Source organism: Streptacidiphilus jeojiense (assembly GCF_000719095.1).
Lineage (GTDB): Bacteria > Actinomycetota > Actinomycetes > Streptomycetales > Streptomycetaceae > Streptacidiphilus > Streptacidiphilus jeojiensis.
This window is the reverse complement of record NZ_JOEH01000052.1, coordinates 1-26,019: the sequence shown is the minus strand read 5'-3', so window position 1 is coordinate 26,019 and position 26,019 is coordinate 1. Positions and strand designations below refer to the sequence as shown.

General features: G+C 69.8%; 26 protein-coding genes and 1 pseudogene. 6 read left to right on the top strand and 21 right to left on the bottom strand.

Annotated features, from left to right (window positions below):
- Positions 1–161: 161 nt before the first annotated feature.
- Entirely contained in the window at positions 162–722 is a 561-nt protein-coding gene (locus IF29_RS0140040; RefSeq protein WP_030267049.1) for a carboxymuconolactone decarboxylase family protein, read from the bottom strand.
- A 69-nt stretch (positions 723–791) separates the two neighbouring features.
- Between IF29_RS0140040 and IF29_RS0140035 the strand changes: the two genes are divergently transcribed.
- Complete coding sequence (locus IF29_RS0140035) at positions 792–1,145, top strand: winged helix-turn-helix transcriptional regulator (protein ID WP_030267046.1); 354 nt, start codon at positions 792–794, stop codon at positions 1,143–1,145.
- A gap of 3 nt (positions 1,146–1,148) precedes the next feature.
- On the opposite strand, the gene IF29_RS0140030 is transcribed toward IF29_RS0140035, so the two are convergent.
- Together IF29_RS0140030 and IF29_RS0140025 are read right to left on the bottom strand one after the other, a co-directional pair.
- Complete coding sequence (locus IF29_RS0140030; protein ID WP_030267043.1) at positions 1,149–1,676, bottom strand: GNAT family N-acetyltransferase; 528 nt, start codon at positions 1,674–1,676, stop codon at positions 1,149–1,151.
- 269 nt (positions 1,677–1,945) lie between these two features.
- Complete coding sequence (locus IF29_RS0140025) at positions 1,946–2,869, bottom strand: alpha/beta hydrolase (RefSeq protein ID WP_030267040.1); 924 nt, start codon at positions 2,867–2,869, stop codon at positions 1,946–1,948.
- A gap of 182 nt (positions 2,870–3,051) precedes the next feature.
- Between IF29_RS0140025 and IF29_RS0140020 the strand changes: the two genes are divergently transcribed.
- Complete coding sequence (locus tag IF29_RS0140020; RefSeq protein ID WP_030267030.1) at positions 3,052–3,942, top strand: helix-turn-helix transcriptional regulator; 891 nt, start codon at positions 3,052–3,054, stop codon at positions 3,940–3,942.
- Positions 3,943–4,063: 121 nt separating this feature from the next.
- A pseudogene (locus IF29_RS0140015) lies at positions 4,064–4,294 on the top strand (IS1380 family transposase); the annotation flags it as partial.
- 232 nt (positions 4,295–4,526) lie between these two features.
- Here the strand turns inward: IF29_RS0140015 and IF29_RS0140010 are convergent.
- The 9 genes from IF29_RS0140010 to IF29_RS0139970 form a co-directional block, all read right to left on the bottom strand.
- Positions 4,527–4,811, bottom strand: coding sequence for a hypothetical protein (locus IF29_RS0140010; protein WP_063757734.1), 285 nt, complete (start codon positions 4,809–4,811; stop codon positions 4,527–4,529).
- Positions 4,812–4,959: 148 nt separating this feature from the next.
- A complete protein-coding gene (locus IF29_RS0140005) occupies positions 4,960–5,892 on the bottom strand; it encodes an SDR family oxidoreductase (RefSeq protein WP_030267020.1) in 933 nt (310 codons plus the stop codon).
- A 54-nt stretch (positions 5,893–5,946) separates the two neighbouring features.
- Positions 5,947–6,558, bottom strand: a complete 612-nt coding sequence (locus tag IF29_RS0140000) for a hypothetical protein (protein WP_030267018.1) — start codon at positions 6,556–6,558, stop codon at positions 5,947–5,949.
- Between the two features lie 2 nt (positions 6,559–6,560).
- Positions 6,561–7,733, bottom strand: a complete 1,173-nt coding sequence (locus tag IF29_RS0139995) for a hypothetical protein (RefSeq protein ID WP_157624179.1) — start codon at positions 7,731–7,733, stop codon at positions 6,561–6,563.
- A 315-nt stretch (positions 7,734–8,048) separates the two neighbouring features.
- The gene (locus IF29_RS0139990) at positions 8,049–8,828 is read right to left on the bottom strand and encodes a DeoR/GlpR family DNA-binding transcription regulator (RefSeq protein ID WP_037598541.1); all 780 of its coding nucleotides are present in this window, start codon (positions 8,826–8,828) and stop codon (positions 8,049–8,051) included.
- Positions 8,829–8,926: 98 nt separating this feature from the next.
- A complete protein-coding gene (locus tag IF29_RS0139985) occupies positions 8,927–9,862 on the bottom strand; it encodes a carbohydrate ABC transporter permease (RefSeq protein ID WP_051726657.1) in 936 nt (311 codons plus the stop codon).
- Positions 9,859–10,806: a carbohydrate ABC transporter permease gene (locus IF29_RS0139980; protein WP_051726656.1), complete on the bottom strand. Its 948-nt coding sequence runs from the start codon at positions 10,804–10,806 to the stop codon at positions 9,859–9,861. Before IF29_RS0139980 ends, IF29_RS0139985 begins: the two co-directional genes overlap by 4 nt.
- Positions 10,807–10,809: 3 nt before the next feature.
- Complete coding sequence (locus IF29_RS0139975) at positions 10,810–12,147, bottom strand: ABC transporter substrate-binding protein (RefSeq protein ID WP_051726655.1); 1,338 nt, start codon at positions 12,145–12,147, stop codon at positions 10,810–10,812.
- 403 nt (positions 12,148–12,550) lie between these two features.
- Positions 12,551–13,627 carry a nitric oxide synthase oxygenase gene (locus IF29_RS0139970; protein WP_269665116.1) on the bottom strand — a complete coding sequence of 359 codons (1,077 nt, stop codon included), beginning with the start codon at positions 13,625–13,627 and terminating at the stop codon, positions 12,551–12,553.
- A 277-nt stretch (positions 13,628–13,904) separates the two neighbouring features.
- Here IF29_RS0139970 and IF29_RS0139965 point away from each other — a divergent pair, with 277 nt between their 5' ends.
- A complete protein-coding gene (locus IF29_RS0139965; RefSeq protein ID WP_030266999.1) occupies positions 13,905–14,684 on the top strand; it encodes a GNAT family N-acetyltransferase in 780 nt (259 codons plus the stop codon).
- Positions 14,685–14,706: 22 nt separating this feature from the next.
- On the opposite strand, the gene IF29_RS0139960 is transcribed toward IF29_RS0139965, so the two are convergent.
- From IF29_RS0139960 to IF29_RS0139925, 8 genes are all read right to left on the bottom strand, one after another.
- A complete protein-coding gene (locus tag IF29_RS0139960) occupies positions 14,707–15,540 on the bottom strand; it encodes a class II fructose-bisphosphate aldolase (protein WP_030266997.1) in 834 nt (277 codons plus the stop codon).
- Between the two features lie 56 nt (positions 15,541–15,596).
- Entirely contained in the window at positions 15,597–16,538 is a 942-nt protein-coding gene (locus tag IF29_RS0139955; RefSeq protein ID WP_030266994.1) for a 1-phosphofructokinase family hexose kinase, read from the bottom strand.
- Positions 16,538–17,446 carry an SIS domain-containing protein gene (locus IF29_RS0139950; protein WP_030266991.1) on the bottom strand — a complete coding sequence of 303 codons (909 nt, stop codon included), beginning with the start codon at positions 17,444–17,446 and terminating at the stop codon, positions 16,538–16,540. Before IF29_RS0139950 ends, IF29_RS0139955 begins: the two co-directional genes overlap by 1 nt.
- Positions 17,447–17,611: 165 nt before the next feature.
- Positions 17,612–18,559: a serine hydrolase gene (locus IF29_RS0139945; protein WP_232242862.1), complete on the bottom strand. Its 948-nt coding sequence runs from the start codon at positions 18,557–18,559 to the stop codon at positions 17,612–17,614.
- Positions 18,560–18,809: 250 nt separating this feature from the next.
- On the bottom strand, positions 18,810–19,451 hold the full coding sequence (locus IF29_RS0139940; protein WP_030266987.1) for a LysE family translocator: 642 nt from the start codon (positions 19,449–19,451) through the stop codon (positions 18,810–18,812).
- 45 nt (positions 19,452–19,496) lie between these two features.
- Entirely contained in the window at positions 19,497–20,126 is a 630-nt protein-coding gene (locus IF29_RS0139935) for a copper chaperone PCu(A)C (RefSeq protein ID WP_030266984.1), read from the bottom strand.
- Between the two features lie 83 nt (positions 20,127–20,209).
- Positions 20,210–20,944: a hypothetical protein gene (locus IF29_RS0139930; protein WP_030266982.1), complete on the bottom strand. Its 735-nt coding sequence runs from the start codon at positions 20,942–20,944 to the stop codon at positions 20,210–20,212.
- A gap of 207 nt (positions 20,945–21,151) precedes the next feature.
- On the bottom strand, positions 21,152–22,249 hold the full coding sequence (locus IF29_RS0139925; protein WP_030266978.1) for a cation diffusion facilitator family transporter: 1,098 nt from the start codon (positions 22,247–22,249) through the stop codon (positions 21,152–21,154).
- Positions 22,250–22,361: 112 nt separating this feature from the next.
- On the opposite strand from IF29_RS0139925, the gene IF29_RS0139920 reads away from it, so the two are divergent.
- The gene (locus tag IF29_RS0139920) at positions 22,362–22,994 is read left to right on the top strand and encodes an AAA family ATPase (RefSeq protein WP_030266976.1); all 633 of its coding nucleotides are present in this window, start codon (positions 22,362–22,364) and stop codon (positions 22,992–22,994) included.
- A 22-nt stretch (positions 22,995–23,016) separates the two neighbouring features.
- Here the strand turns inward: IF29_RS0139920 and IF29_RS0139915 are convergent, their stop codons facing one another.
- Positions 23,017–24,327 carry an MFS transporter gene (locus IF29_RS0139915; RefSeq protein WP_051726654.1) on the bottom strand — a complete coding sequence of 437 codons (1,311 nt, stop codon included), beginning with the start codon at positions 24,325–24,327 and terminating at the stop codon, positions 23,017–23,019.
- 145 nt (positions 24,328–24,472) lie between these two features.
- Between IF29_RS0139915 and IF29_RS0139910 the strand changes: the two genes are divergently transcribed.
- Complete coding sequence (locus IF29_RS0139910; protein ID WP_030266971.1) at positions 24,473–25,780, top strand: DUF6986 family protein; 1,308 nt, start codon at positions 24,473–24,475, stop codon at positions 25,778–25,780.
- Positions 25,781–26,019 lie beyond the last annotated feature (239 nt).

The window sequence follows — 26,019 nt, the reverse complement described above, 5'->3', positions numbered from 1 at the left end:
CCGACCGAAGGGCCAGCACCGGACGCCGCGTCAACCATCGCCTCGCCCCCGAAGACCAGGGCGTCCATAACCCCATTCTCCCCCACCACCCCCAACCCCCACCATCACCCCCAAGAGGGAAACGTCAGTGCTCCAAATTGACGATCGGTTGTTGATCGAGGTCAGCTGGGCGGGAACGGGGTGGCCCAGGATTCCTCGTCGAGGAGGAGGCCGTTGGCCAGGTAGCTGATGGTCCGGTACCAGCCGGTCAGCACCAGGAACTCCAGCAGCTGGGCCTCGTCGTAGTGGTTCCGCAGGGCGGCCCAGGCCTCGTGCGAGAGGTGTGCGGTGTCGTGCAGCTCGTCGACAGCGTGCAGCAGTGCCTCATGCCGTGGCTGCCAGGTGGCGTTGGTTGTCGGGTCCGTGTCGGCGGTCGCCCGCAGCTGTTCGGGGCCGAGTCCGACCTGGCGCGAGAAGCCCGCGGCGTGCACGCCCCATTCGTAGGAGCAGCCGGCGCGGGCGGTCGTCCGGGCGATGACGATTTCCCGGTCGAGAGCGGGGAGCAGGCCGTGGCTCAGCAGCCCGGAGCCCACGGCGAACATGCGGGAGGCCAGCTCCGGATTGCGGTGCAGCACCCGGAACAGTGCGAGTGGCTCGTGCGCCACGCCGGGCGGCATCCATCTGCGGAGGGCTTGGCCGATCTCCGTGGAGTACGGCGGTTCGAGCGGTTCGATGCGCGGCATGCACCTCTCCTCTGCTTCGGTTATCGAAGCACTATGCTGCTTCGACAACCGAAGCGCAAGGATGGGTGCATGGACAGCAGAACGCCGCGGCCGGGCGTACCGGTGCGAGGGTCCGAGTCGGGCCGTCCCGTCATGGCCGCGCTCGACCTCCTCGGGCGGCGCTGGGCGCTGCGCATCCTGTGGGAGCTCAGCCAGTCCCCGGCGGGCTTCCGCGAGTTGCAGCGTCGATGCGAGCGCATGTCCTCCAGCGTGCTCAACACCCGGCTCAACGAACTGACCGACGCCGGCCTGCTGACCATGCACGGTGACGGCTACCAACTCACCCGACTCGGCGAGGACCTCGTCGACGCACTCCGCCCGCTGAACGCCTGGAGCCAACGCTGGGCGGACGAGAACGCCGCGTCAGTTCGGGTCCGCCCGTAGGGCTCAGTCGCGGAGTTCGCCCTCCAACAGGCCCATGGTGAACACGTCGTACCACTGGCCGTCGCGGCGGAAGACCTGGCGCAGTCGGCCTTCGTCGACGAATCCGACCTTCTGGTAGATGTGGTGGGCGGCGTGGTTCTCGGTGACGACGGTCAGCACGATCTTGTGCAGGCGCATCTTCTCGAAGCCGTAGCGGCAGATCGTCCGCATGGCGTCGGTCGCGTAGCCGCGTCCCCAGTAATCCTTCTCGCCGAGGTAGATGTCGAGCTCGGCGCATCCGGTCTCGGGCTCGGCGTCGCCCACGTGGACCAGGCCTATGAGCTGGGCCTCCTCAATGGTCTCGATCCCCAGCAGCAGGTCGCCGTACGAGTTCCTCGGCCGCTCCTCCAACCGCTTCCTGACCTGAGCCAGCGGCTGGGCGTATCCGTCCTGCATCCAGCGCATCACCTCGGGGTCGTGGTTCCAGCGCCACAACGCATCGGCGTCCGACGGCTCCATCGGCCGCAGCTTCACCAGTTTTCCAAGCACCATGACGGCCGTCCCTTCGGGGTTCCATGATCGGCGATCGCAGACCCGCTAGCCTGCTCGTTTCACTTGCGACTGTGTCCGGAACGTATTGGGGAAGCAGAAGTACCTTCTGACCTTGACGATCAGGCTTGCCCGAGGTCTGTACAGCCCGAACTCAGAGGCACTTTCCGGGTGCGGGTTCCGGGCTCGGCATCCCCGCTCTCATGCCAGTGGCGCCGCTGCAAGCCGCCTCGTGGCTGCGCCGCTGTGCTGTGGTGCTCAGGACGGCCGGGTTACTTGGCCTTGGCCAGGTGGATCTTGAAGAAGTCGGTGAGCTTGGAGACTGCGGGGCTGACGTACTGCTCTTTGTCGTAGAGGTCGACGTGGCTGGCTCCGTCGATCCAGTGCAGTTCTTTGGGGCTGCGAGCGCGCTGGAACGCCTCCACGGCCATCCAGGACGTTACCGCTTCGCTTCCGACGATCATAAGCAGCGGGCGGGGCGCGATCAGGTCGACGAAGCCGAAGGCGTCGAAGGTGGTCATGCGGTCGACGCTGGACCAGGTGAGGGACGTCGCTGAGCGTGGGTGTCGGGCGCGGTCGGTGCGGTAGTACTCGAAGCCCTCGACGCTGTGTCGGCCGCCCAGGGCGCGGGCCTGCTCGGCGGTGTCGGGGAAGAGCTGGAAGCTCGGGACACCTTCGCCATGGGCTTCGGCGGTACGCGCGGTTGCAGCGGCGTCGAGCATGCCCTGGATGACGGCGGGGTCCTGCGCACCGTCAGCGCCCAGGCGGAACTGGCGGGCGATGTCGACGGCGCTGACGGTGCCGGCGGCCTTGATGCGGTGGTCGGTGGCGGCGGCGGGAAGCACGTACCCGCCGGAGGCGCAGATGCCCAGCGCCCCGATGCGTTCGGGGTCGACCTCGTCGCGGGTGGTGAGGAAGGAGACCGCGGACTTGATGTCCTCCACCCGGTGGGCCGGGTCCTCCAGGCCGCGCGGAACGCCCTCGCTCTCGCCCTGGTAGGCGGCGTCGAACGCGAGGGTGACGAAGCCCTGCTCGGCCAGGCGCCGCGCGTACAGGCCGGCGGCCTGTTCCTTCACACCGCTGCCGGGATGCCCCACCACGATCGCGGGGCGGGGGCCGCCGGTGTCGTTGTCGGGGGTGTAGAGGTGGCCTGCGAGCTTCAGGCCGGCGCTGGGAAAGGTGACGTCCGTCTTCATGGTGGTGCTCTCCGGTCAGGGAAGGGGGCGGGCCCGCTCCTGGAGCGGGATCCGGTGACCGCATCGAGTCCGTCGGCCACCTCCACCACCGTCGCGCCGCCCGGAACGAGATGCCAGGGAGGGTCCTGCCTGTGCAGACCAGTACCAGGCACGCGGCTGCAGTCTGCCGGACACTGGGAACCATGGAAAACCCCGGCAGTCCTCCAGGCGGCAATGACCTGGGCGAGTTCCTGCGCGCCCGCCGCGCCGCCCTGGACCCGCACTGCTGCGGTTTTCCCGACGACGGCCGCCTGCGCCGGGTACCAGGCCTGCGCCGGGAGGAACTGGCCGAGCTCGCACACGTGAGCATCGACTACGTCGTACGACTGGAACAGGGCCGGACCCGCCGGGTCTCCCGCCCGGTCCTCGACGCCCTCGCCGACGCACTGCAACTCGCCGCGGACGAACGCGCGTACCTGTTCACCGTCGCCGACGTCACGCAGGCCGCCCCCGCCCGACAGCCCGCCGGGCAGCGGGTCGACCCGCAACTTCAGCAGCTGCTCGACGGTATGCACGACATCCCCGCCATGGTCCTCAACCGGCGTATGGACGTGCTGGCCTGGAACCGGGGCGCGGCGGCCCTACTGACCGACTTCGCCGCACTTCCCGCACCTGAGCGCAACCTGATCCGGCTGACCTTCCTCGACGACGCCTACCGGTCCCTGTACGCGGACTGGCCACGTGCTGCCCGCGAGTGCGTCGCGGTCCTGCGGATGGAGGCCGGACGCAACCCCGACGACCGGGCGCTCACCGCCCTGGTCGGCGAACTCACCGTCCGGGACCCGGACTTCCGGACCTGGTGGGCAAGCCACCAGGTCCGCGGGCCCAGGCAGCTCACCAAGACCTACCGCCACCCGGTCATCGGCACCGTGACCCTCGACGTCCAGCAGTTCGGCGTCGACACACAGCCCGACCAGCAACTGGTCGCCTACACGGCCCCACCACACTCCCCCTCCCAGGAAGCACTGCGCTTCCTCCTCCAGTGGTCCGCACAACCGGACGACCACACCACGAACCGAAGCCGCCACTATTAGCCCGCGCCGCACGCCCGCAGCTGTGCCCGAATCATGATCGAAAAAGTAACAATGCCTTCTGAACTGGGACGATAGGGCCCTTCCAAGGTCTCCGTAGTACCGGCATGAAGGCAATCTCTGCGTGCACGCCCCTCGGTCACGTCCCAAGCTCATAGTCTCGTCCGACGGCCGCGGGGTGGTCAGCCACCCTGGCTCGCGCCTGCTCGCGGACCTGGCCGACTCCACCGGCCTCACCGGCGCCTTCAGTAACGCTCTGCGCCAACTGCGCCCGCGCGGCACCGGGCATGATCCCGGCCGCGTGACCGTGGACCTGGCGGTCATGCTCGCCGACGGCGGCGAAGCCATCCGCGACCGCCCTCGCGACGACGAGCACGGCTCATTCGACCCCAGCTGAAACGCGGAGGCTAGTAGCAGCACACTCACGATGATCAACGGTGGCTGTACCCGTCTCCGTACCCGCCCCTACACAGCACATGATGATCGTGCGGTGGCCGCGCTATGCCCGGCCGCGACACACCGTCCGATCGCTTACCCGGCAACGGTTTTGTCGAAGAGCCGGTTCCGACCTGGCGGCTGGGGTGGGTTCAGTCGCGAGCGCCGATCGTGCGGCCGGTGGCGTGGAACAGACCCATCGGCAGCGCACCGACGGCCATGCCGAGCAGCGCCCAGCCGGGATGCCGCACTGGATGCGCGCCCCAAAGACATAGCCCGGCAAGCGCCAGGCCCGTCCAGCCGGCGAGCACGTTGACCACCGGGGAGGATCCGAAGACGGTCGGGAACCGTTCCGCCGCGATGCCCTTGGCGAAGTGAGGATACGCGTTGGCGGCCAGTGTGCCGGCCAGGAACGCGAGTAGTACCGCCTGCCACATGCCGGTCCCCATCCCGTTGCTGTGGAATCCGTTGACCCTGGAATCGGACTTGTGACTCCGATTAGAGGATACGGACTGACCACTCCGGTTGCAAGGAGTGGCCGATGACCACCGCCACTAGGCACCCGAACATTCGCAGGGCTGCGCCTCAGCGGTAGTGGCGGGTGAGTTCGTTGGCGTAGTGGCGGCCCAGGGTGGGGCCCTCCTGGCGGAGCCAGGTGCTGAGGGGGGTGGTGCCGGTGGCGGGGCCGGCGGTGTCGGCCAGGCCGTCGGACATGGCGTGGTACTCGTCGGTGGTGAGCAGGCGGTCGCGGAGCAGCAGGCCGAGTGCCGTGGACACTGGCGTGAGCAGCGCGCCCGGGACGTGGACGATGCGGGCGCGGCTGCCGACCGCTTGTGCGGTGCTGCGGACGAGTTCGTCGAAGGTCGGGCGCTCCGGTCCGACGGCGTCCAGGACCGCGTTGCCGGTTCGGGCGCCCTCGGTGACGCAGAGGCGGGCCAGGTCGTCCACGTGGATGCCGCGGATGCGGTAGCTGCCGTCCCCGCCGACGGCGAACACCGGGAGGCGGCGCAGCAGCCAGGCGATGTTGTTCAGCAGGACGCCGGAACCGCCGAAGAGGATGGCCGGCCGCAGGATCGTGTGGGGCAGACCGGTGTCGACCAGGGCCGCTTCGGTCCGGGCCTTCTCGCGGAAGTAGCTGTACGGCGAGTCGGTCCCGGGGTGGGTGATCGACAGATGGACGACGCGTTGCACCCCGGCGTCGGCAGCGGCCTGGAAGAGGACCTGCGACCGGGCGGTGGCCGTGGCGTGATCGAGGGCTCCGCGCTGGAAGCGGATCCAGTAGGTGTTGTAGAGGGTGTCCACCCCGCGCAGCGCTGCGGTGAGTCGGGGGCGGTCCTCGAAGTCGAGCGGGCGGACCTCGATGTCGGTACCGGCGGGCGCCCGTCCGGGGTGGGCGGTCAGGGTGCGTACCCGGCGGTCGGACGCGCGCAGTTGCGCGGCGATGGCTCCGCCGGAGTAGCCGAAGGCTCCGGTGACCGCATCGAGGGGCAGTCCGGTGGAGCTGTCCGGATCACTCACGGTCTCTCCTCGCAGGGCGGGGACGGCGCGCCCCGGGGGCGCGCCGTCGGTTTTTCAGCCGTGGGTCGCCGAGACAGTCGCTTCGGCGGTACTGGACGCCTCCTCGCCGCCGGTCGCACTGGGCAGGGGGAAGCAGACGTACCACGTGTGCGCGCTGTCGCAGAGGGATACCCGGAAGGCCGGATTGGCGGATTTCGGGTCCTTGTTGTCCTGACACTTCTCGTTGGGGCGGGCAGTGTTCGTGCCGTTCTTGGAGACCGGTCCGGAACTGCAGATTTCTCCGGTCAGAATGACGGTCGCCGCGCCGCCTTTCGTGGCGACGGAGCCGACCGCCAGATTCTGTGTCCGGAAGGAGCCTGCGCCCAACCCGGCGAACAAGACCTTGATGATGTTTCGGTCGCTGGGCAAGACCAGTGAACTCGCCTGGTTCAGATTACCGGTGAAAAGGTATTCGGTGTAGGCGAGGGCGACGGCCCCCGGAAGCTGCGGGGCGCCTGCCGCAGCGGAACCGGACGCGCCTGCGCCGGACACGGCGACACCGGGCGCAGCCACCGCCGATGCGCAGCCGGCGGAGGCGGCCAGAAGGACGGAAGCGATGAGGGCGCGCGCCCCCGTCCACCGCGGGGTGCGGCGGCGGAAGGGGTGCGGCCTGCGGGGCAGGTGCATTCCTACGACGTCCAGCCGTATCCGACCGAGTCCCGGTGGTGCACCAGGTTCGAGCAGCCGCCGGACCTGGTGTCGTACCAGCTGTAGCCGTAGCCACCGCTCTTGTAGCCGTAGACGTGCACGCTGTGCTTGAAGACGGCCGTTGCGGTGCTGTAGCCGCAGGCCGCCCAGCCGGCGATGCCGAAGGTGGCGAGGACGTAGTACTCGAAGTCGTTGTTCTTGAAGGTCTCGGCGGCGCTGGTGGTCCAGCCTCCGGAGACGGCACTGAGAACCGGTGACGGCGTGCCGGAGGTCGACCATCCGTCGTACTTGAACTTGTACGCGTTGTTGCGCCCGGTCAGGGATCCTCCGGCGCCGTACAGCGGCCACCGCAGGTTGGTGGTGAGCGAGGTGATGGTGATGTTGACCGGGTCGATCCAGGAGGTCTTGGTGTGGGCGGAGCTGTAGTGCGTCGTGCTGGCGTCGGCCCCGTCGGTCTGGGCCGTGCCGGCGGTGTCGTACGGCGGAGCCAGCGCGGAGACGGCGTCGCCGGCAGCCTCGGTGTCGGTCGCCGTCTGCGGTGACTCGGCGACCGTGTTGGTGTCGTCGGGGGAGACCAGGGTTGCCTCGGCCGCGGTGGTGATGGACCCGGTGAGGATGCGGTCCTGGCAGGTGGTCGGGTTGAACCCGACTTCTTCCTGGTAGGTCGAGCCGGCCGCGGTGCTCGTCGCGGATTCGTCGAAGTTGCAGGCTCCGTCGGCGTCCACGGTCCCGTCGATGGTGGTCACCGTGGAACCGGTGACGCCGAGTGCGGTGGCCTGGCCGTCGGTGTAGGAGATCCAGCCGTCCGATCCGACGCTGACGCCGGCCACGGTGGAGTCGGTGGCGCTCGGGGTCGGCAGGGGTGAGAGGCTGGACGAGGCGGTCGCGCTGGCGCTGGCGCTGGCCGACGCCGTGGCCGAAGCCGTGGCCGAACTGCTGCCGCAGCCGGGGGTGGCGTCGGGGCGGACGGCGTTGACGCAGGCGGCCGGCGCGAGCACCCGTGCGCTGGCGGCGGGGCTCCCGAAGGCGAGGGTGGACAGCACCACCGCGATGGAGATGGTCGGAACTCCGACGGCGAGGGCCGCGCGACGCTTTTCCCGGGTCCTGACGGCCGAGGAAGGTGCGGCGGGATCGGGGTTTTCGGACCTGTGCATGGTTGCTCCCTATTCGAACGAGGCGAAGTGCGGAGTTGAACCCGTGCAGCGAAATCCCGAGAAGGACAGCAAAGGGTGAATTGAGCGCGGCATGCCTCATAGAGGCAGCGAATCCCCGAAATCCCCCGTAATCCCCCGTGTTCCCCCGGAATCTCTTCGGTGATCGTAGGGCCTGGACGTGTATATGACAAGAACTGGATGAGAGTCACGCCGGGCCCGATTTCACTGTCGGCCCGTCTGTGCCGCTACTGCTGCCTAAATCCCTTTTGGCATGGAAAGGCAGTGAAAAGAGAAATCGGCACCCATGGCGGTGCGTCAGGCCGGGCCCAGGTCCACGCAGATCGCGCCCCTGGCCTGTCTGAGCACTGACCGTTGCTCGGGGGAGGGGTCGCCGGCGGAGGCGGTGACGATGAAGTCGATCTCCTCGGGGCCGGCGAAGACGCTGAGGGCGGTGCGGCCGCACTGGGCGGCGGTGGCGAGGACGCAGGTCTGGGCGGCGGCCTGGACCAGGGCGCGGCGGGTGTCGCTGTCGGCGAGCGAGTCGGTGCTCGCGCCGTGCGGGCCGTCGAGGCCGGCGCAGTCCAGGAAGGCCAGTTCGAGCCGCATGCTGCGGAGCACCAGGGCGGACACCGGACCGTGCAGCAGGTCGTTGTCGGGGGTGCGGTAGCCGCCGGTGAGGATCACCGTGGGACGGGCCCGGCCGCGCCCCGAGCGGGTCAGGATGGTGGCGGTGACCAGGGAGTTGGTGACCACGGTCAGACCGGGCAGCTCGCGCAGGTGTACCGCCAGCTTGTGCACGGCGGTCCCGCCGGACAGGCCGATGGTCATGTCCGGACGGGCCTGCCCGGCGGCCGCCGCCGCGATGGCCTCCTGTTCGGCCTGGGGGTGGGTGGCCGTTCCGCTCGGGGCCGCCCTGGGGGCGGGGGCCGCCGCGCGGCGCAGCGGCACCGGGTGCCCCTGCCGGGCCAGTACGCCGAGGTCCCGTCGTACCGTGGCCTCCGACACGCCGAGCCGCATGGCCAGTTCGGCGATGTCCACCTCCCCCCTGGCACGGAGCTCGTCCAGGATCGCTCCTTGACGCTGCCTGGGCAGCACCTTTCGCCCCCCGTCGCATTCGGTAACGGCTCTGGTGGTGGTGGCGGGTCCAGTGGGTCCGGTGGCGGCTCTCGCGGCGGAAGCGGTGGCAATCGCGGTCAACCCTTGCTCGAACCGAGCGACAGCCCCGCGATGAACTGCTTCTGCAGCAGGATGTAGACCACCAGGGTGGGCACGGCCGCGATCATGGCTGCCGCCGCGATCAGGTTCTGGTTACTGACGAACTGGCCCTGGAGGTTGGCCAGGGCCGAGGTGACCGGGCGCTTGTCGCCGGACGACATCAGGGTGATGGCCCAGAAGAAGTCGTTGTAGATCCAGGTCGTCAGCAGGGTGGCCAGGGCCGCCAGCGCCGGACGGCACAGCGGTACCGTCAGCCGCCAGAAGCGGGTCCACAGGCCGGCCCCGTCGACCAGCGCCGCCTCGTACATCTCCTCCGGGATCGACTTCATGTAGTTGCTCAGCACGAAGACGCAGAAGCCCAGTTGGAAGGAGACGTTGATGACGACCAGGCCGGTGATCGAGTTGTACATCAGGCCGCTGTCGCTGAGGAACGACGGCAGCGGGATGAGCAGGTACAACCGGTACAGCGGGGTGATGATGACCTGCTGCGGCAGCAGGTTGCCGGCAGTGAACAGGATCAGCAGCGCCACGTTGACCTTGAGGTTCACCCGGGTCAGCACGAAGGCGACGCCCGAGGCCAGGCCCAGCACGATGACCACGGCCGGAACCGTGATCAGCACCGAGTTCCAGAAGAAGTGCGGCATCCCGGAGGAGCTCCAGGCGTCCGTGAAGTTCTTCAGCGTCAGCGAGTGCGGCAGCGAGACGTAGCCGTACTTGGTGGTCTCCGAGTACGGCCGCAGCGCGATGTAGAGCGCGAACAGGATCGGCAGCAGCCACAGCACCGAGGCGCTGATCAGGAACACCTGGGAGGCGATCTGGCCCCAGGGCCGCGGCTTGTCGCGGCGTCCGGCGCCGCTCGGCTGCGCGGCCCTGACCTGGGGGAGGCTCCCCGAAAGACTGGAGTCGGTGGTCATGACTGCCCCTCACGGCTCTCACTGCGGAACGTCTGGAACAGGAAGATGCAGATCGGCACCAGGGAGATCACCAGCAGCACCACGCCCAGGGCCGAGCCGAAGCCCACCCGCTGGGTCTCGCCGACGATGTTGGAGGTGACCAGTACCGAGAGCAGTTCCAGGCCGTTGATCCCCTTGTTGGTGATGTAGACCAGGTCGAAGGCGCGCAGCGACTCGATGACGGTGACCACCATGATGACCACGTTGATCGGCCGCATCACCGGGAAGATCACGCGCCAGAAGGTCTGCCAGGCGTTGGCGCCGTCCACGACGGCCGCCTCGCGCAGGGTGGGGTCGACGGCCTTGAGGCCGGCCAGGTAGAGCACCATCACATAGCCGGCCTGCCGCCAGGTGGCCTCCACCAGTACGGCCCACAGGTTGAGGTGCGGATTGCCGAGCCAGTCGATGGCGTTGTTGTTGCCGTTGCGTCCGATCACGGTGTTGATCAGACCGAGGTTCTGCGAGTAGACGAACTCCCAGATGATCCCGATCAGCGCCAGCGAGAGCATCACCGGCAGGAACAGGATGCTCTGGTACATCCGGCTGCCCTTGATGCCGCGGTCGATGAGCACCGCGAACAGCATCCCCAGCGGGGTGGCGAAGAGGATGAAGACGGCCAGCCAGATCAGGTTGTGCCGGACCGCCGGCCAGAACTCCGGGTAGATGGTGACGGCCTGGTGGTAGTTCTGGATGCCGTACAGGCAGCCGTTGTTGAGGATGGACGGGACGTTGGGCAGGCAGGCTTTGTTGTGCAGGTCGCCGACGCCGTTCCACTTGGTGAACGAGAGCAGCACGGTGGCCAGTGCGGGGAACCACACGAACGCCAGGTCGAGCAGCAGCGGGATGCCCAGCAGCAGCCCCACCACCACCCGGTCGCGTCCGGAGAGCCTGCGTGTCGGTCGCAGAGCTCATGAGGTGTAGATCGACTTCGCCTGGGCCTCAGCACTCTTCTGCAGCGTGGCGATGTTGCCGGTGCTGGGGTCGTCGATGAACTTCTGGATGATGGCGATCATCGCGTTGGCCATCGCGGGGTCGGAGTCGCGGTCCATGAACTGCGCCACGGACTTGCACTTGCCGATCTCGGTGACCGACTTCTTCTGGATGGCGTCGTAGGTCGGCGCGGCCAGGCCCTGGGCCAGGCCGACGTCCCACTGGTCGGTCTTCAGGAAGTTGGCCTCGGCGGCGCCGGTGCCGATGTACTCCAGGATCGCCTTGGCCGCGTCCGTGTTCTTGGCCTTCTTGCTGAGCATGAAGCCGTCGGTGGGGGCGTCCATGTAGTCCTGGGCGTACGTGGGGTTGATCTCCGGGAAGACGAAGAAGTCCAGGTCGGCCAGGTCCGCCTTGTCGGTGACGTACTGCGCGGCCACCTGGTTGGTGCCCTGGAACATCATCCCGGCCTTCTTCTGCTCCAGGGTCTTCGCCGCGTCCTGCCAGATCCGGCCGTTGGCCCCGGTCTGCATGTAGGGCATCAGCTCGGCCCAGTGCTGGAAGACCTGGGTCACGCCCGGGTCGGTCCAGGGGATCTCATGCTTCATCAGCTTGATGTGGTAGTCGTACCCGTTGATGCGCATGTTCAGGATGTCGAAGGTGCCCAGGGCCGGCCAGCCGTCCTTGTCGGCGAAGGCGAACGGGATGAGCCCGTCCGACTTCATCTTCTTGGCCAGCGTCAGGTACTGGTCCCAGGTGGTGGGGACGGTGTAGCCCTTCGCGGTGAACACGCTCTTGTTGTAGAAGACCACCCACGGGTAGTTGTACAGCGGCACCAGGTACTGGTGCCCGTCCAGGCCGGTGGAGAGCGCCTTGGCGGCGGCGTTGAAGTTGCCGCCGATCTTCTCCCAGACGTCGTCGATCGGCTGGGCCAGCCCCTGCGCCGCGAAGTACTGCATGCGGTAGCCGGCGAACCAGGTGAACAGGTCGTCGGGGGTGCCCTGCAGGTAGGCGGTGATGTCGGTCTGGAAGGTGTTGTGGTCGACCGTGTTGATCTTGATCTGGGCCCCGGTTGCGGCGGTCGCCGCGGTGCACAGCGCGGCGAAGGCGGACTTGACTCCGGGGTCGGAGTAGTTGGATCCGAAGGACACGGTGCCGCTGACCGCTCCCGAGGAGCCCGACGATCCGGTCGAACTGCCGCTGCTGGGTGTACCGGAGCCCGAACCCGAGGAGCTGCAGGCGGAGACCAGTCCGCCCGCGACGGATATTCCGGCGACGCCGGCCAGTCCCCTGAGCAGGGTTCGACGGCTTGGTGACATCCCTGCGTCCGACATGGTGCCTCCATGAGTGGTGGGAGTGCTGCGTGGCATGCGGAGAGGCGAAAAGGAACACAAACGCACAGCGCCTGTGTCCATCGGCGACGACTGTGGAGGGGGTGTGGAGGGAGTTGGGGAGAGCTGCCTGAATCGACGGACCTGATCAGCCCGTTAAGGCCGATCGGTTTCTAACATAAGTCACCAGGATGAAACTTGTCTCGACCGCACGGGTAGTTCTACGGCAGTTGGTCAGGGGCGTCAACGCCCCGTTCCGGATGCGTTGCGAGACCGTGATGTGCCCAGTGGATGAATGGGCTGTCAAACGGGGATGAAGGTATGAACAAGATCAAACGCGTTGGCGCACAATGCACCAACGCGTCTGCGGTCCGATCCTGCTGATGCGGACTCAGTCGGACGTCCCCCAGGGGTCGTTGGCGGGACGCCGCAGCAGTGCGGGGCGCAGCCCCGCGTCGGGAGGGTCATAGGTGCGGTGGAAGACCGGAGTGGCCGAGCCGGACAGGGGCGGGACGATCCAGCTCCAGTCGGCGGGCACGGCACGGCCGTTGCGCCGCTCGCGCTCGATGTGCGCGAGGAAGCGCGCGGACTCGGTGTGGTGGTCGGCCATGGTGACGCCGGACTCGTGGAAGGAGTGCAGTACCGCCAGGTTGAGCTCCACCAGGGCGCGGTCGCGCCAGAGGCTGCGGTCGCTGGCGGTGTCCAGGTCGAACAGTGCGGCCACGGAGGGGAGCAGGTCGTAGCGGTCGCTGTCGCCGAGGTTGCGCGAACCGATCTCGGTCCCCATGTACCAGCCGTTGAAGGGAGCCGCCGGATAGCTCACCCCGCCGATCTCCAGCCTCATGTCGGACACCGCGGGAACCGCGTACCAGCGCAGGCCGAGTCCGGCGAAACCGGAGTGGTGCGGATGCCGCAGCTCCACCTCCAGCAGGGCGTCCTCGGGGAGTTCGTAGTACTCGGGGGTGCGGTCCGGTGCTGCCTGGACCAGCAGCGGGAGCGGTTCGAACTCCTCCTTGCCGCCCTTCCAGCCCAGGTTCCGTGCCAGGGTGAGGCGTTCGGCGCTGGCGGGGTCGTCGGCGTAGCGCACCAGCTGCTCGCTGAGCAGCCTGGCTCCCGGGCGGCCCGGCCGGTCGGGCGCGAAGACGCTGATCACCGGACGGATCCGGCCACCGTTGCCGGCCAGCCGCAGATGCTCGAAGCTCTGCTCGGCGATGTCGTCCGGGTGCCGCAGGTGCCGCAGGTCGCGGACCACCAGGCTGCGCCAGTACAGCCGGCCGATGCAGCGGGCGGCGTTGCGCCAGGCGACCCTGGCGCCGAACACCAGCTCGTCGGTGGTGTGCTCGTAGGTGCCGTAGGACTCGATCGCCCTGCGGACCTCGCGCCGGCGGCGTTCGGGATCGCCCGAGTCGGGGTTCTCCTCGGCGAACTGCCTGATGAAGGCATCCGCGGCGTGGACGCGTTCGGCCAGAGCGGGCGGGCGGCGCCGCCCGACCCCGGGGTGCGATGGAATGGTGCGTTTGAACAGCAAGGAACATCCCTCCCGCCTCATGGGTACCTCAAGTGACCGGCTGGACGCGGAGAGTGTGCGATTGTCCGTACGGAGGGACGTTTCAGCGGCTAGGGTGCTGTCCGAAGTGGCCTCCCCGCCGTGACGGCCGGGTCCGGTCCCGCTCGGCCGTCCTGACCTGCGATTAAGCAGTTGGCTGCGGTCCGGGATCGATGGTCGTATAGAGGCCATGACCAAGATGGACCATGACGAGGTACTCGCCCTGTTCGACCGCCGGATGCGTCGGGAGGCAGCGCCCGACAGCCCCGGCGCCGTCGTCGAACGGGTCGGCGACGTGCTGCGCCAGACCGGCGGCGGGGCGGACACCTGGGCCGGTGTGCTCTGGTCGGACCTGACCGGGTCCACCGCCGACGCCGCCATCGCCGAGCAGGTCGCCCACGCGAAGCGGCTCGGCCGCGAGTTCGAGTGGAAGCTGTACGGGCACGACGGCCCGGCCGATCTGGGTGAGCGGCTGCTCGCGGCCGGATTCGAACCCGAGCCGACCGAGACGCTGATGGTCGCCCCGGTGGCCGGGCTGCCCACCGACGCCCGACTGCCGGAGGGGGTCGAGCTGCAGCGGGTCACCGACGCGGCCGGGGTGGAACAGGTGGTGCAGGTGCACGCCGAGGTGTTCGGCGGCGGCGCCGACCGGATGCGGGCCCGGCTGCTGACCAGGCTGGCCGAGGACCCCGACACCCTCAGCATGGTGGTCGCGGTGGCGGAGGGGGAGCCGGTCTGCGCGGCGCGGATGGAGCTCTACCCGGGCACCGGCTTCGCCGGGCTGTGGGGCGGCGGCACCCTGCCGGCCTGGCGGGGCAAGGGCATCTACCGCGCCCTGGTCGCCCATCGGGCCCGCGAGGCGGCCGCCGCCGGCTACGAGTACCTGCAGGTCGACGCCTCGGACCTGAGCCGTCCGATCCTGCAGCGGCTGGGATTCGCCGCGCTGAGCACCACCACCCCCTACCTGCTGACCCCGTGAGGCCGGGGCACCCGACGGAGGGTCAGGGCGCCAGCACCCCCAGCAGCCGGGCCACCTCGGCGGCCACCGCGTCCCGGGCCGGTCCGAGCCAGCGGCGCGGATCGACCAGGGCCGGGTCGGCGGCCAGCGCCTCCCGTACCGCCTCGGTGTAGAGGCGGTTGAGGTGGGTGGAGATGTTGACCTTGCGCATCCCCGCCGTCACTGCCGCCGCCATGGTCGCGTCCGGCACCCCGGAGGAGCCGTGCAGCACCAGCGGCACCGGGACCGCCGCGCGCAGGGCCTCGATCAGCGGCAGGTCCAGCGCCGCCTCCCGCACCGTCATGGCGTGCGAGGAGCCGACCGCGACGGCCAGCGCGTCCACCCCTGTGGCGGCGACGAACGCGGCCGCCTCGCCAGGGTCGGTGCGGACCCCGGGGGTGTGTGCGCCGTCCTTGCCGCCGATCTCGCCCAGCTCGGCCTCCACCAGCAGGCCGCGGTCGTGGCACCAGTCGGTGATCTCCCGGGTGGCGGCGACGTTCTCCTCCCAGGGGAGGGTGGAGCCGTCGAACATCACCGAGCCGAAGCCGCAGGCGGCGGCCTCCTGGATGAGCTCGAACCCGGTGGCGTGGTCCAGATGCAGGGCGGCCTGGGTCGGACAGGCCCGGGCCGCCGCCCGCACGGCCGCGGCGATGGGGGCCAGCCCGCCGTGGTACCGCACCGCGTTCTCGCTGATCTGCAGGATCACCGGGGCCTTGGCCTGCTGCGCCCCGGCCAGGATGGCCTCGGCGTGCTCCAGTTGGATGACGTTGAACGCGCCGGCGGCGAAGCCGTCGCGCTCCGCGGTGCGGAGTATCCGGGCGGTGGGTGTGAGCGGCATGCGGTCGAGCCCCCTGCTGTCTGTTCTGATCAGGTCGGTTCAGGTCTGCGTGTGCGTCAGCGGTCTGCGTGAAGGCCCGGGTGAGGGCCTGAGTACGCGTCAGACGCCTTGAGTAGTTCGCGGTAGAGCGCCGGGTCGTAGTCGCCCGCGAGCGGAGCGGCCACGGCTGCGGCGGCGAGGGCGGCGGCGTCCGCGGTGGCCCTGGCCCAGGGCAGTCCCTCGGCCAGGGCGATGGCGAGCGCGGCGGTCGCCGCGTCCCCCGCGCCGGTCGGATTGCCGTGCACCCGGCGCGGGGCCGGGGTGTGCCAGCGCGATCCCGCGGTGCTGCCGAACAGCCCGTCGGCCCCCGCGGTGACCACCGCCGTCGCGGCGCCCAGCTCCCGCAGCCGGTCCGCCGCGGCGGCTGGGTGGACGGCACCGGTGGCCCGGCGGGCCTCCTCGGCGTTGGGCTTCACCAGCGCGGGGCGTCCGGCCAGACCGGCCAGCAGGGCCTCGCCGTCGGCGTCCAGCACCGCCGGGACGCCCAGCTGCGCGGCGCGGCGCAGCAGCAGCGCGTAGGCGTCCACCGGAACCCCCGGCGGCAGGCTGCCGGAGACCACCACCACCTCGGCCTCCGCCAGCGCCGAGGGGAAGTCGTGCTCGGCGAAGCGGCGCCACTCGGCGGCGCTGATCTCCGGTCCCGGCTCCCAGAGCCCGGTCACCTCGCCGTCGTCGGCCACCACGGCGACCGTGCGCCGGGTGGCTCCCTGAACCGGTGTCAGCCGGTGTGGCAGGCCGGAGGCGTCCAGGTCGTCCCGCAGCGCCTGCCCGGAGGGGCCCCCGGCCAGTCCGGTGACCAGTACCGACCGGCCGCGGGCCGCCAGCACCCGGGCGGTGTTGACGCCCTTGCCGCCGGCCCGCTGGGCCACCGAGGCGACCCGGTTGGTGTCTCCGGGCCTGAGTGCGTCGAGCCGGTAGGTGGTGTCCAGCGCGGCGTTGAGGGTGACGGTGACGATCATCAGGCGTCGGCTGCCGCGTCGGCGAGCACCACCGACCGGGTCAGGTGCTGCGGGTTGTCGACGTCCCGGCCCAGCTTCCCGGCCAGCGCGACACCCAGCCGCTGCACCCGGACCAGTTCCGCCACCGGGTCCAGGGTCGGCTGCTCCAGGTGCGCACCGGTGGCCGCGACCTGCTCGGCGAGGCCGTCCGGCAGTTCGCCGAGGCTCCACACGGCGCGGCCGGGGCGGGCCACGCTGATGGGTCCGTGCCGGTACTCCATCGCCGGGTAGGACTCGGTCCACCAGGCGGCGGTCTCACGGACCTTCAGAGCCGCCTCGCGGGCCAGGCCGTAGCTCCAGCCGCGGCCGAGGAAGCTGATCTGCTCGGCGTCCAGCAGCTCGGGTGCGATCGGTGCGGTCAGCGCGGTCGCGCCGTCGGCGACCACGGCGTCGGTCTTCTCGCCGAGGTGGGCCCGGAGCAGCAGCAGCTGGGTGGTCGGGAAGCGGGTCTGCACCACCGAGCGCTCGTCGGCGAAGTCCAGCACCACCAGGTCGTCGGCCAGGTCGACGACCGGAGTGGCCGGGTCGGCGGTGATCGCGGTGGTGGCCACCGTGCCGCGCACCTCGGCGAGCAGTTCCAGCACCTCGGTGGTGGTCCCGGAGCGGGTCAGCGCCAGCACCCGGTCGTAGCGGCGGGCGAAGCCGTGACCCAGCGGGGCCTCGGAAGCGGCGAAGGCGTCGGTCTCGCCGTGGCCCGCGGTCTCCCGCAGCGCGGCGTAGGCCTGGGCCAGGAACCAGGAGGTGCCGCAGCCGACGACGGCGACCCGCTCGCCGTGGCGGGGGAGCAGCGGTGCGAACTCGGGCAGCCGGTCGACGGCCTGCTGCCAGCAGTCGGGCTGCGAGGCGATCTCTTGCGCGGTCCAGGACATGTGGGCGGGCCCTCCCCAGAGAGAACAGCTGATCAATACTGCTCATTGATTGCTTGTTTCAAGCAGAAATGAGCATACAGGTGCAGCCCGGAGACGGGAACACCCCGCCCGGCGCAGTGCCGGACGGGGTGTTCCCGCAGGGGTTCTCTCGGAGGGGGCTACCGCTCAGAACGGCGCCGAGCCGTCGGTCGGCGCCGGTACGTCGGCTGCCCGGGTGGAGACGGCCGCGGCCCGGGTCGTGGAGCCGCCCAGGTCGCGGTGGACCGCGAGGGCGACCCGCTCGATGGTGGTCTCGCCGTAGGACATGGTGCTGTTGTTCTGGGTCAGCACCGCGAGCCGGTAGTCGCGGCCGTTGCCGGTGACCGTGCCGATGCTGTGCACCCGCCAGCCGTGGGTGGCCCGGGGCAGCCAGCCGTTCTTGTTGGAGACCAGCGTCCCGCCCGGCGCCCCGTACGGGACACCCCACCGCTGCGACGGGGTGACCTGGGACATCAGCTTCAGCGCATAGGCCCGCCAGGTGGCGTTGAGCGCGTCGTGGTGGTCGGTGAAGGCGTCCAGCAGATGCACCTCGTCGCGGGCGGTGATCTGGGTCAGTCCCCAGAGGTCGCCGGAACCGGGGTGGGTGCTGTGCATCTGGGCGAGGTTGAGGAACGCCTGGAAGCGGGTCCGGCCGACGCTGTTCCACAGGTTGGTCGCGGCGGTGTTGTCGGAGTGGGTGATCATCGCCCTGAGGTTGGAGCTCTCCCAGGAGGTGAGCCCGCGGTGCTGCTCCTGGGCCCGGCGCAGCACCGTGCCCATGATCGCGGCCTTGACCACGCTCGCGGAGTCGAAGTGGGTGTAGGCGTTGTAGGTGCAGAAGACGCCGGTGTTCTGGTCGTACACCGAGATGCCGACCTGGTCGCTGCGGCCTGACAGGGCTGACTTGATGTCACGGGAGAGCTTGGCGGCCACGGCGGCGTGCTTGGCCGGCGCCGTGCAGATGGGAGCGGCGGCCGCGGCGGAGCCGGCCGCGGCGAGCGGCAGCAGCGCAGCGAGGGCGGCGCTTCCCACCAGGGCGGCCAGCAGTCGCCGGGAGCGGGACGGGCGGGTCGGGGGTGCAGAGGCTGACGGCACGGGGGCTGACGGCGCAGAGGATGGGGGCACAGGGGTTGAGGGCACAGGGGTTGAGGGCACAGACGGGACCCTTCTGTGAAGCCGATGGGAAGAACTGGTGATCAGTCTGCTCGCATTTTCTTCCAGGATTGTGCAGACTCGGCCAAACAGTCCTTGATTCCCGGCCTCTGACGGCGCGCCTGCTGACGGGCCGTCCGATCCCGTGCGCAGAGCACGCCCTGACGGGCACTCGGATCCCTGGGTGCCTAGGTCAGTCCTTGCGGCCGGTGATCGCCACGGTCAGTCCCAGGCCGATCATGGCCAGCCCGCCGGTCCCGCCGACCAGCGAGAGCCGCCGCGGCGAGCGTGCGAACCAGGAGCGCGCGGTGGAGGCGACCAGCCCCCATAGACTGTCGGACACCAGTGCGATACCGGTGAACACCAGCCCGAGCAGCAGCAGTTGGATGGTCACCCGGCCGCTGCTGCGGTCGGTGAACTGCGGCAGCACGGCGGCGAAGAAGACCATTGTCTTGGGGTTGGCCACACCCACCACGAAGCCCTCCCACACGGTCCGCGGGCCGCCGTGCGGTGCCGGGGCGTCGGCCTCGAAGGCTTCACGCAGTGAGCCCCGGTGGCGGATCGCCTTGATCCCGAGGAACACCAGATAGCCGGCGCCGGCCAGCTTCAGCGCCGTGAACAGCAGCACCGAGCGCTCCACCAGCGGTCCGACCCCCATGGACACCGCCACCACCAGCACGTACGCGCCCACGGTGTTGCCCAGCACCGACAACAGCGCGGTGCGGCGTCCGTGCGCGAGGGCCCGGCCCACCACGAACAGCACGCTGGGGCCGGGTATCACGATCAGCAGCAGCGACACCGCGGCGAACGCGGCCAGCCGGTCGACGGACGGCACAGGAACCTCCCGGAAGGGCCCCTGGCGCGGCGCACCGCTGCGTACCTACTCCGGGGGCAGCTTGTCCATGTACTTCATGGCGTTCACCACGTCCAGAACGGTGAGGCTGTCGGCGGGACCCACCGGCGCGAACACGTACACCGTGCCCGAGTTCGCGAAGTTCAGGTTCAGCTGGATGGTGTCTCCGGCCTTGGGAACCCGCTTCAGGTCGCTCAGCAGCATGTGGTCCGCGGTGGCTTTCAGCGTCACCGACCCGTGCGCGGGGACGGTGATCCACGGTAGCGAGGCGGGCGAGGAGGCGTCCACGAGATTAATCGTCCCGGCCCACGGGCTGGACGCGCCCACCAGCCGGTCCGGCGTCCCGCCGTTGTTGCGGATCGTCACATAGGCGGAGAGCGTGGTGGCACCGGCTGCCGGGACGTCCAGGTGCGCGCTGCTCATCCCGATCAGCGCGGGCGAGGCGACCGCGGTGGCCGCCGTGGCCGGCTGGGGAGCGTTGCGCCCCCACAGCAGCAGCACCACGGCGAGCGCCACCAGCACCGGGGCCTGCAGCTGGAGCAGCCGCCGCAGCCGCGCCGCCCCGCCGCGCTGCCGGCGGCCGCGGGCCTCCAGCAGCGCGGCCTCCTGCTCGAGCGCGGCGAGTTCCAGCTCCTCGGCGTCTGCCTCGGCGTCCATGCGCGCTGCTCCCTGCTCGGTCGTCCTGCCCGGTCGTCCTGCCCGGTGCGTCGACTGCTCGCCCGACTGACTGCCGGGTCCGACTAGTAGCCCGACGGCCAGGTGAAGTCCTTGTACGGGGTGACGGTACCGACGTCGAGCTGGATCTTTTCGTACGCGGTCAGCTTGATCGCGGTCGGGTCGCCGGTGTACTTCTTGCCGTCCACGAAGACCGTCACGGTGCCCTTGTTGGGGCCGACCTGGGTGGTGCTCAGCGGCTGCTTCCACAGGTCGAAGAAGTTCCCCAGGGTGTACTCCTGCTTGCTGGGGGACTCGACGTGGATGACGCCGGTCTCGTCGTGCGTGTGCAGGAAGTAGAACTTGCTGCCGCCGCTGACGAAGGCCGAGGAGCCCGAGCCGCTGAGCGAGTACGGGGGCATGATGCCGACGCCGTAGGGGATGTTCTTCTGCACGCCGTTGACGTAGATCTGCAGGTGGGCGTGGATGTGGTAGACCGTGGTCTCCATCGAGTTGCTCTTGACCACACCGTCCACGGTGTCACCGGTCGACTGGTCCGCGGTGGTGGCGAGCAGGTTGCTGCTCTTGTCGATCGACGGGTCCGACGCCTGCTTGGCGACCGCGGCCTTGGCGTTGTCCTTGTTGGTGCTGGAGATGGCGAAAGTGGCCGCGGTTCCCGCACCGGCGAGGACGACCACTCCGGCCACGACCCACGCGATCGTGATCCTGCGCTGGCGACGGGCCTCGATGCGGCGCTGCTCGGCGATCTTCGCCTGGGCTATACGGCGCCGGTCGGCGTTCGACGGCTTCTTCTGTGTCATCGGTCCTCAGTAGCTTCCGGCTTGCCCTGGAAACAGCGTGTACGGTCCCCGCGGCGGTCACGTTAGTAGGTGCGCTGCTTAGCGTCCCGTAAGTGTGCAGCTCAAAGCTGAGACGATGATCTTATTTTGTACCGATATGCACCATATAAGAAAATTACAGCTTGGTAACGGCGCGAGGAGATCGGCCGCCCCGGCCCGCCCGGCGGCTCAGGTAACAGGACGGTGAGAACTTCCGTGCGGGTCGGCGCAGTGGCCCGGGGACGGGCCGTCGGCTCCCGGCTTTCCCAGCACGCCGAGTTGGAGCAGTTCCGGGGTGGCGTGGTCGACCTGCAGGGTGCTGTGCTCGATCCGGTGGTGGTCGCGCAGGGTCCGCTCCAGCCGCAGCCGCACCGCGTGGCAGTCCTGGTCGCCGCGGACCAGGACGTGTGCGGACAGGGCGGGGTACCCCGAGGTGATCGTCCAGACGTGCAGATCGTGCACCTCCACCACGCCCGGCACCGCCGCCAGCTCCGCACCGATGGCGTCCGGGTCCAGCCCCGGCGGCGCCGCCTCCAGGAAGATCCGTCCGGACTCGCGCACCAGCCCGTACCCGGCGTGGAACATCAGCCCGGCCACCACCAGCGTCGCGATCGCGTCGGCCCGGTTGAAACCGGTCAGCATCACGACCAGTCCGGCCAGGGCGGTGGCGATGAAGGCCCAGGCGTCGTTGAGGATGTGCTGGTAGGCGCCCTCGACATTGAGGCTGCTGCGGTTGGCCCGGGAGATCAGCCAGGCGGCCAGGACGTTGACCACGATCCCGACCAGCGCGGTGACCAGGACGATCCCGCCCTCGACGGAGGGCGGGCTGATCAGGCGGCGGATCGCCTCGTAGGTGAAGACCGCGCCCAGGCCGAGCAGGGTGATCCCGTTGGCCTGCGCCGAGAGGATCTCCGCGCGCTTGAAGCCGAAGGTGAGCGCGCCCTTGGCGGGCCGCGCGGCCAGGCTCATCGCCACCAGGGCCAGCACCAGCGAGGCGGCGTCGGTGAGCATGTGCCCGGCGTCCGAGATCAGCGCCAGCGACTTCGCCAGCACACCGACGATCACCTCGCCGAGCATGAAGGCGGCGATCAGCGCGAGCGCGGCCTTCAGGTACCGCCGGTCCGCGTCCGCGGAGACGCCGTGGCTGTGGCCGGCGTGACTGCCGTTGCCGGGCCCTTCGTGACCGTGGCTGTCGTCGTGCTCGGGGTCGTCGTGATCGTGTGCCCGGCCGTGGGCGCCGCCCTCGGCATGACCGTGGCCCGGCTCCTGATGCGCCTGCTCGCGGATGGGGCTCACCGGTTCCTCCTCCGTTGACTTCGATCACCACGATACCCGAACATATGAAAGATCCTTCATGTGTTGCCTGGATCCGCGTGTTGCTCCGCCGTAGTGTCTGCCCATGCTTCTGTGGATCAACGGCCACTTCGGCGGCGGCAAGACGCAGACCGCGCACGAACTCCACCGGCGGCTGCCCGGCAGCGTCATCTGCGACCCCGAAGACGTCGGATTCGGACTGCAGCGGATGATGCCGCCGCAGCTACGAGGGGATTTCCAGGACCTCGCGGCCTGGCGCGAGGGCGTGTACGAGGTGCTGGACCTGGCGTTGAGCAAGTACGACGGCACCGTGATCGTTCCGATGACGGTGGTGGAGCCCGTCTACTTCCGGGAGACCGTCGGCCGCCTGCGGGAACGAGGGCATGACGTCCGGCACTTCGCACTGCTCGCCGAACGGGAGACCGTGCTCCGACGATTGCGGGAGCGTGGCCTCGGGCACGCCCTGCAACTGGTGGCGGGCAAGGACGCTCCACTGCGGAGGGAGAGCTTCGCCGTCTCCAAGATCGACGTGTGCCTGGAGCGACTGCGCGGTGAGGAGTTCGGCGAGCAGCTGTGGACCGATCACCTGTCGGTCCGCGAGGTCGCCGAGCACATCGCCCGGGTGAGCGGACTCTCGCTCATTCCCGACACGGGCAGCCAGCTACGGGGGCGTCTGCGCCGGGCCTGGGTCAGTGCCAGGCACATTCGCTTGGACTGAGGGGCTGAGGGTCGCCTCCGGGTCAGGCCAGCGGGGGAGTGACCGGCTGCGTTGCACCTGCCGCTGGAGCCGCTGTCTCGGTAGTGGTGCTGGTCTGGAGGGCTCGGACCGGCGAGGCCGCGCGCAGGACCCGGACGTCGCGGACGGCGAGCATGGCCAGGGTGCTCAGCATGATGATTCCGGCTGCGCCCAGGAGCGTGCCGCGGACGCCGAAGGCCGAGGCCAGCGGACCGACCGTGACCTGGGCGAGCGGGATGGCGACGAAGGAGCCCAGCATGTCGTAGGAGTAGACCCGGGCCAGGCGGTCCGCCGGGATCTCCTGCTGGAGCGAGGTCTCCCAGGCGATGCCGAACTGCTCCAGGCACATCCCGCACAGGAAGGCGGCCACGGTGAGGGCGTAGACCGGGACGCGCAGCGCCAGTCCCAGCGGCAGCGTCACCTCGGCCGCCACGCAGACCACGCCCACCAGCAGCAGCCGACGCGGGCGAAGCCTCAGCGCGACCAGTCCGCCGACCACCATGCCCGCCGTCTCGGCGGCGAGGACGCCGCCCCACCAGGAGCGGCCGAAGGTCGCGTCGGCGACCGACGGCCCGAGTACGGAGGTGGCACCGACCAGCGCGGCATTGATGAAGCCGAAGGCGACCACCACCACCCACACCCAGGTCCGAGCCGTGAACTCCTGCCACCCTTCCCGCAGTTCGCCGATCAGGCTGCTGCCCTCCGCAGGCCGGGCCGAACCCCTGGGCACCCGTACCCGCAGGAAGAGCAGCGCGGAGAGCAGAAAGCTCAACGAGTCCGCCGCGAGCCCCCAGCCAGGGCCCACGACGGCCACCAGCACCCCGCCCAGGGAGGCTCCGACGATCTGTGCGGCATTGCCGGCCATGCTGTTGAGTGCGTTGGCCGACTGCCGCAGCTCCTCCGGAACGGTCTGCGGCACCAGGGCGGAGGAGGCCGGTAGCGCGAACGCGGCGAAGGTGCCGTTCGCGGCGGAGAGCACGAGCAGGGTCGGGATGCTCGCCGAGTGGGTGAGTACGAGCGCGGCGACCGCCGCCTGGCTGGCCGCGCTGAGGACCCCGGAGCCGACCATCACCAGGTGCCGCGGGAGCCGGTCGGCCACCACGCCGCCGAAGAGCAGGAAGACGACATTGAACAGCGACCGGGTGCCCACGACCAGCCCGAGGTCGTTGACCGATCCGGTGAGGTCGAGGACGGCGAACGCCAGCGCGATGGGGGCGACCCCGCTGCCCAGGGTGTTCACCCAGCGCCCGGCGACGAGGAGGCGGAAGGCGGGATGCCGGAGCGGGGCGAGGGCGGAGCGCGGGTCGACGGGCATCCGGGCACGATGGCCCGGACCACGGACGGACGTCAATGGGATATCGCCGGAACCCGGCCTTCAGCCGCAGGTCACCCATTGACGCCCTCCGGACCCGCCGATACCTTCGCATCAACAAACTGTTGAAAGTGTGGAGGGCTACGCGATGGCGCGTCATGACGACCCGGCGAACGGTGCGGGGTACGGCACGACTCTTTCCGACGCGGTACGGGAGGAGGTCGACGGCGCCCTCGCCGAGGTCGACGCGGAGCTCTCGCGCCGCTACCCGGGCGAGCCGAGCACCCGTCAGCCCGTCCACACGGTGTACGTCCCGGCCGACGCCCTCGCCGGGACGGGGGTGGGCGAGCTGGTCGACGACTGGGGACGTCAGGCCCTCGCCCTGCTCGACCGGTACGCCCCCGACGCGGCCACACTGGCCGGAATCGTCGGCCGCCCCGCCGACCAGCTCGCCCAGGAGGTCTACGACCGGGTCCGTGCCAAGCTCGAACGCGAACCCGTCGAGGACCTGCGCATCGACTTCGAGGACGGCTACGGCCCCCGCCCCGATGCGGAAGAGGACGCCGCAGCGGTACGGGCGGCCCGAGCGGTGGCGGCGTCCGTGGCGGACGGGACGGCTCCGCCGTACGTCGGCATCCGGATGAAGTGCATGGAGGCGGCGGTCCGCAGCCGCGGTATCCGTACCCTCGACCTCTTCCTCACCGAACTGCTGGCCGCAGGCGGCGGTCGACTGCCGGAGGGGCTGCTGCTCACCCTCCCCAAGGTCACCTACACCCAGCAGGTCGACGCCATGGTCAGGCTCGTCGAGGACTTCGAGCGGGCGGCCGGACTGCCGGCCGGTCGCATCGGCTTCGAGATCCAGATCGAGACCACCCAGTCGATCCTCGGCGCCGACGGCCGGGCGACCGTGGCCCGCATGATCGACGCCGCGCAAGGCAGGGCCACCGGACTCCACTACGGAACCTTCGACTACAGCGCCTCCTGCGGCGTGGGCGCGGCCTACCAGAGCATGGAGCACCCGGTCGCCGACCACGCCAAGGCCGTGATGCAGGTCGCCGCGGCCGGGACGGGCGTCCGCCTCTCCGACGGCTCCACCAATGTGATCCCGACTGGTGACGCCGCCCAGGTCCGCGACGCCTGGCAGCTCCACCACCGGCTGGTCCGACGCTCGCTGGAGCGTGCCTACTACCAGGGCTGGGACATGCACCCCGGCCACCTGCCGACGCGCTACGCCGCGGTCTACTCCTTCTACCGCGAGGGCCTCGACCAGGCCGCCGCCCGCCTCAGCGCCTATGTCTCCCGACAGGGAGGGGACGTCATGGACGAGCCGGCAACCGCCAAGGCGCTCAGCAGCTATCTGCTCCGCGGCCTCGACTGCGGCGCGGTCGACACCGCCGAGGCGGAGAAGGCCACGGGCCTGGACCGTCAGCAGCTGAACGCCCTCGCCGGCCGCTGAGGCCGAGCCACTGGGGCGGATTTGCAGTGGGGCTGCCGCTGCCGTAACGTTCTGCGAGTTGCCCTGCGGACAGCGGTGGCGGCGAAACCCCTGATGAGACGGCATGGCTCTTCTTTGGCATGCCGTTTATCGGGAAAACTGCGGAATTGGCTCGGACCGAGAAATTCCGCTAGAGTTTCACTCGTCGGAACGGGCCGGAAACGGTCTGGTACGGTGGAAAACGAAGGAAGCGCCCGGAG

What these genes read in the sequence shown, in the direction of transcription:
- IF29_RS0140040 (WP_030267049.1), bottom strand. Translation starts at nt 722, where the DNA reads ATGCCGCGCATCGAACCGCTCGAACCGCCGTACTCCACGGAGATCGGC.
- IF29_RS0140035 (WP_030267046.1), top strand. Translation starts at nt 792, where the DNA reads ATGGACAGCAGAACGCCGCGGCCGGGCGTACCGGTGCGAGGGTCCGAG.
- IF29_RS0140030 (WP_030267043.1), bottom strand. Translation starts at nt 1,676, where the DNA reads ATGGTGCTTGGAAAACTGGTGAAGCTGCGGCCGATGGAGCCGTCGGAC.
- IF29_RS0140025 (WP_030267040.1), bottom strand. Translation starts at nt 2,869, where the DNA reads ATGAAGACGGACGTCACCTTTCCCAGCGCCGGCCTGAAGCTCGCAGGC.
- IF29_RS0140020 (WP_030267030.1), top strand. Translation starts at nt 3,052, where the DNA reads ATGGAAAACCCCGGCAGTCCTCCAGGCGGCAATGACCTGGGCGAGTTC.
- IF29_RS0140010 (WP_063757734.1), bottom strand. Translation starts at nt 4,811, where the DNA reads ATGTGGCAGGCGGTACTACTCGCGTTCCTGGCCGGCACACTGGCCGCC.
- IF29_RS0140000 (WP_030267018.1), bottom strand. Translation starts at nt 6,558, where the DNA reads ATGCACCTGCCCCGCAGGCCGCACCCCTTCCGCCGCCGCACCCCGCGG.
- IF29_RS0139995 (WP_157624179.1), bottom strand. Translation starts at nt 7,733, where the DNA reads ATGCACAGGTCCGAAAACCCCGATCCCGCCGCACCTTCCTCGGCCGTC.
- IF29_RS0139985 (WP_051726657.1), bottom strand. Translation starts at nt 9,862, where the DNA reads ATGACCACCGACTCCAGTCTTTCGGGGAGCCTCCCCCAGGTCAGGGCC.
- IF29_RS0139975 (WP_051726655.1), bottom strand. Translation starts at nt 12,147, where the DNA reads ATGTCACCAAGCCGTCGAACCCTGCTCAGGGGACTGGCCGGCGTCGCC.
- IF29_RS0139965 (WP_030266999.1), top strand. Translation starts at nt 13,905, where the DNA reads ATGGACCATGACGAGGTACTCGCCCTGTTCGACCGCCGGATGCGTCGG.
- IF29_RS0139960 (WP_030266997.1), bottom strand. Translation starts at nt 15,540, where the DNA reads ATGCCGCTCACACCCACCGCCCGGATACTCCGCACCGCGGAGCGCGAC.
- IF29_RS0139955 (WP_030266994.1), bottom strand. Translation starts at nt 16,538, where the DNA reads ATGATCGTCACCGTCACCCTCAACGCCGCGCTGGACACCACCTACCGG.
- IF29_RS0139950 (WP_030266991.1), bottom strand. Translation starts at nt 17,446, where the DNA reads ATGTCCTGGACCGCGCAAGAGATCGCCTCGCAGCCCGACTGCTGGCAG.
- IF29_RS0139935 (WP_030266984.1), bottom strand. Translation starts at nt 20,126, where the DNA reads ATGGACGCCGAGGCAGACGCCGAGGAGCTGGAACTCGCCGCGCTCGAG.
- IF29_RS0139930 (WP_030266982.1), bottom strand. Translation starts at nt 20,944, where the DNA reads ATGACACAGAAGAAGCCGTCGAACGCCGACCGGCGCCGTATAGCCCAG.
- IF29_RS0139920 (WP_030266976.1), top strand. Translation starts at nt 22,362, where the DNA reads ATGCTTCTGTGGATCAACGGCCACTTCGGCGGCGGCAAGACGCAGACC.
- IF29_RS0139915 (WP_051726654.1), bottom strand. Translation starts at nt 24,327, where the DNA reads ATGCCCGTCGACCCGCGCTCCGCCCTCGCCCCGCTCCGGCATCCCGCC.
- IF29_RS0139910 (WP_030266971.1), top strand. Translation starts at nt 24,473, where the DNA reads ATGGCGCGTCATGACGACCCGGCGAACGGTGCGGGGTACGGCACGACT.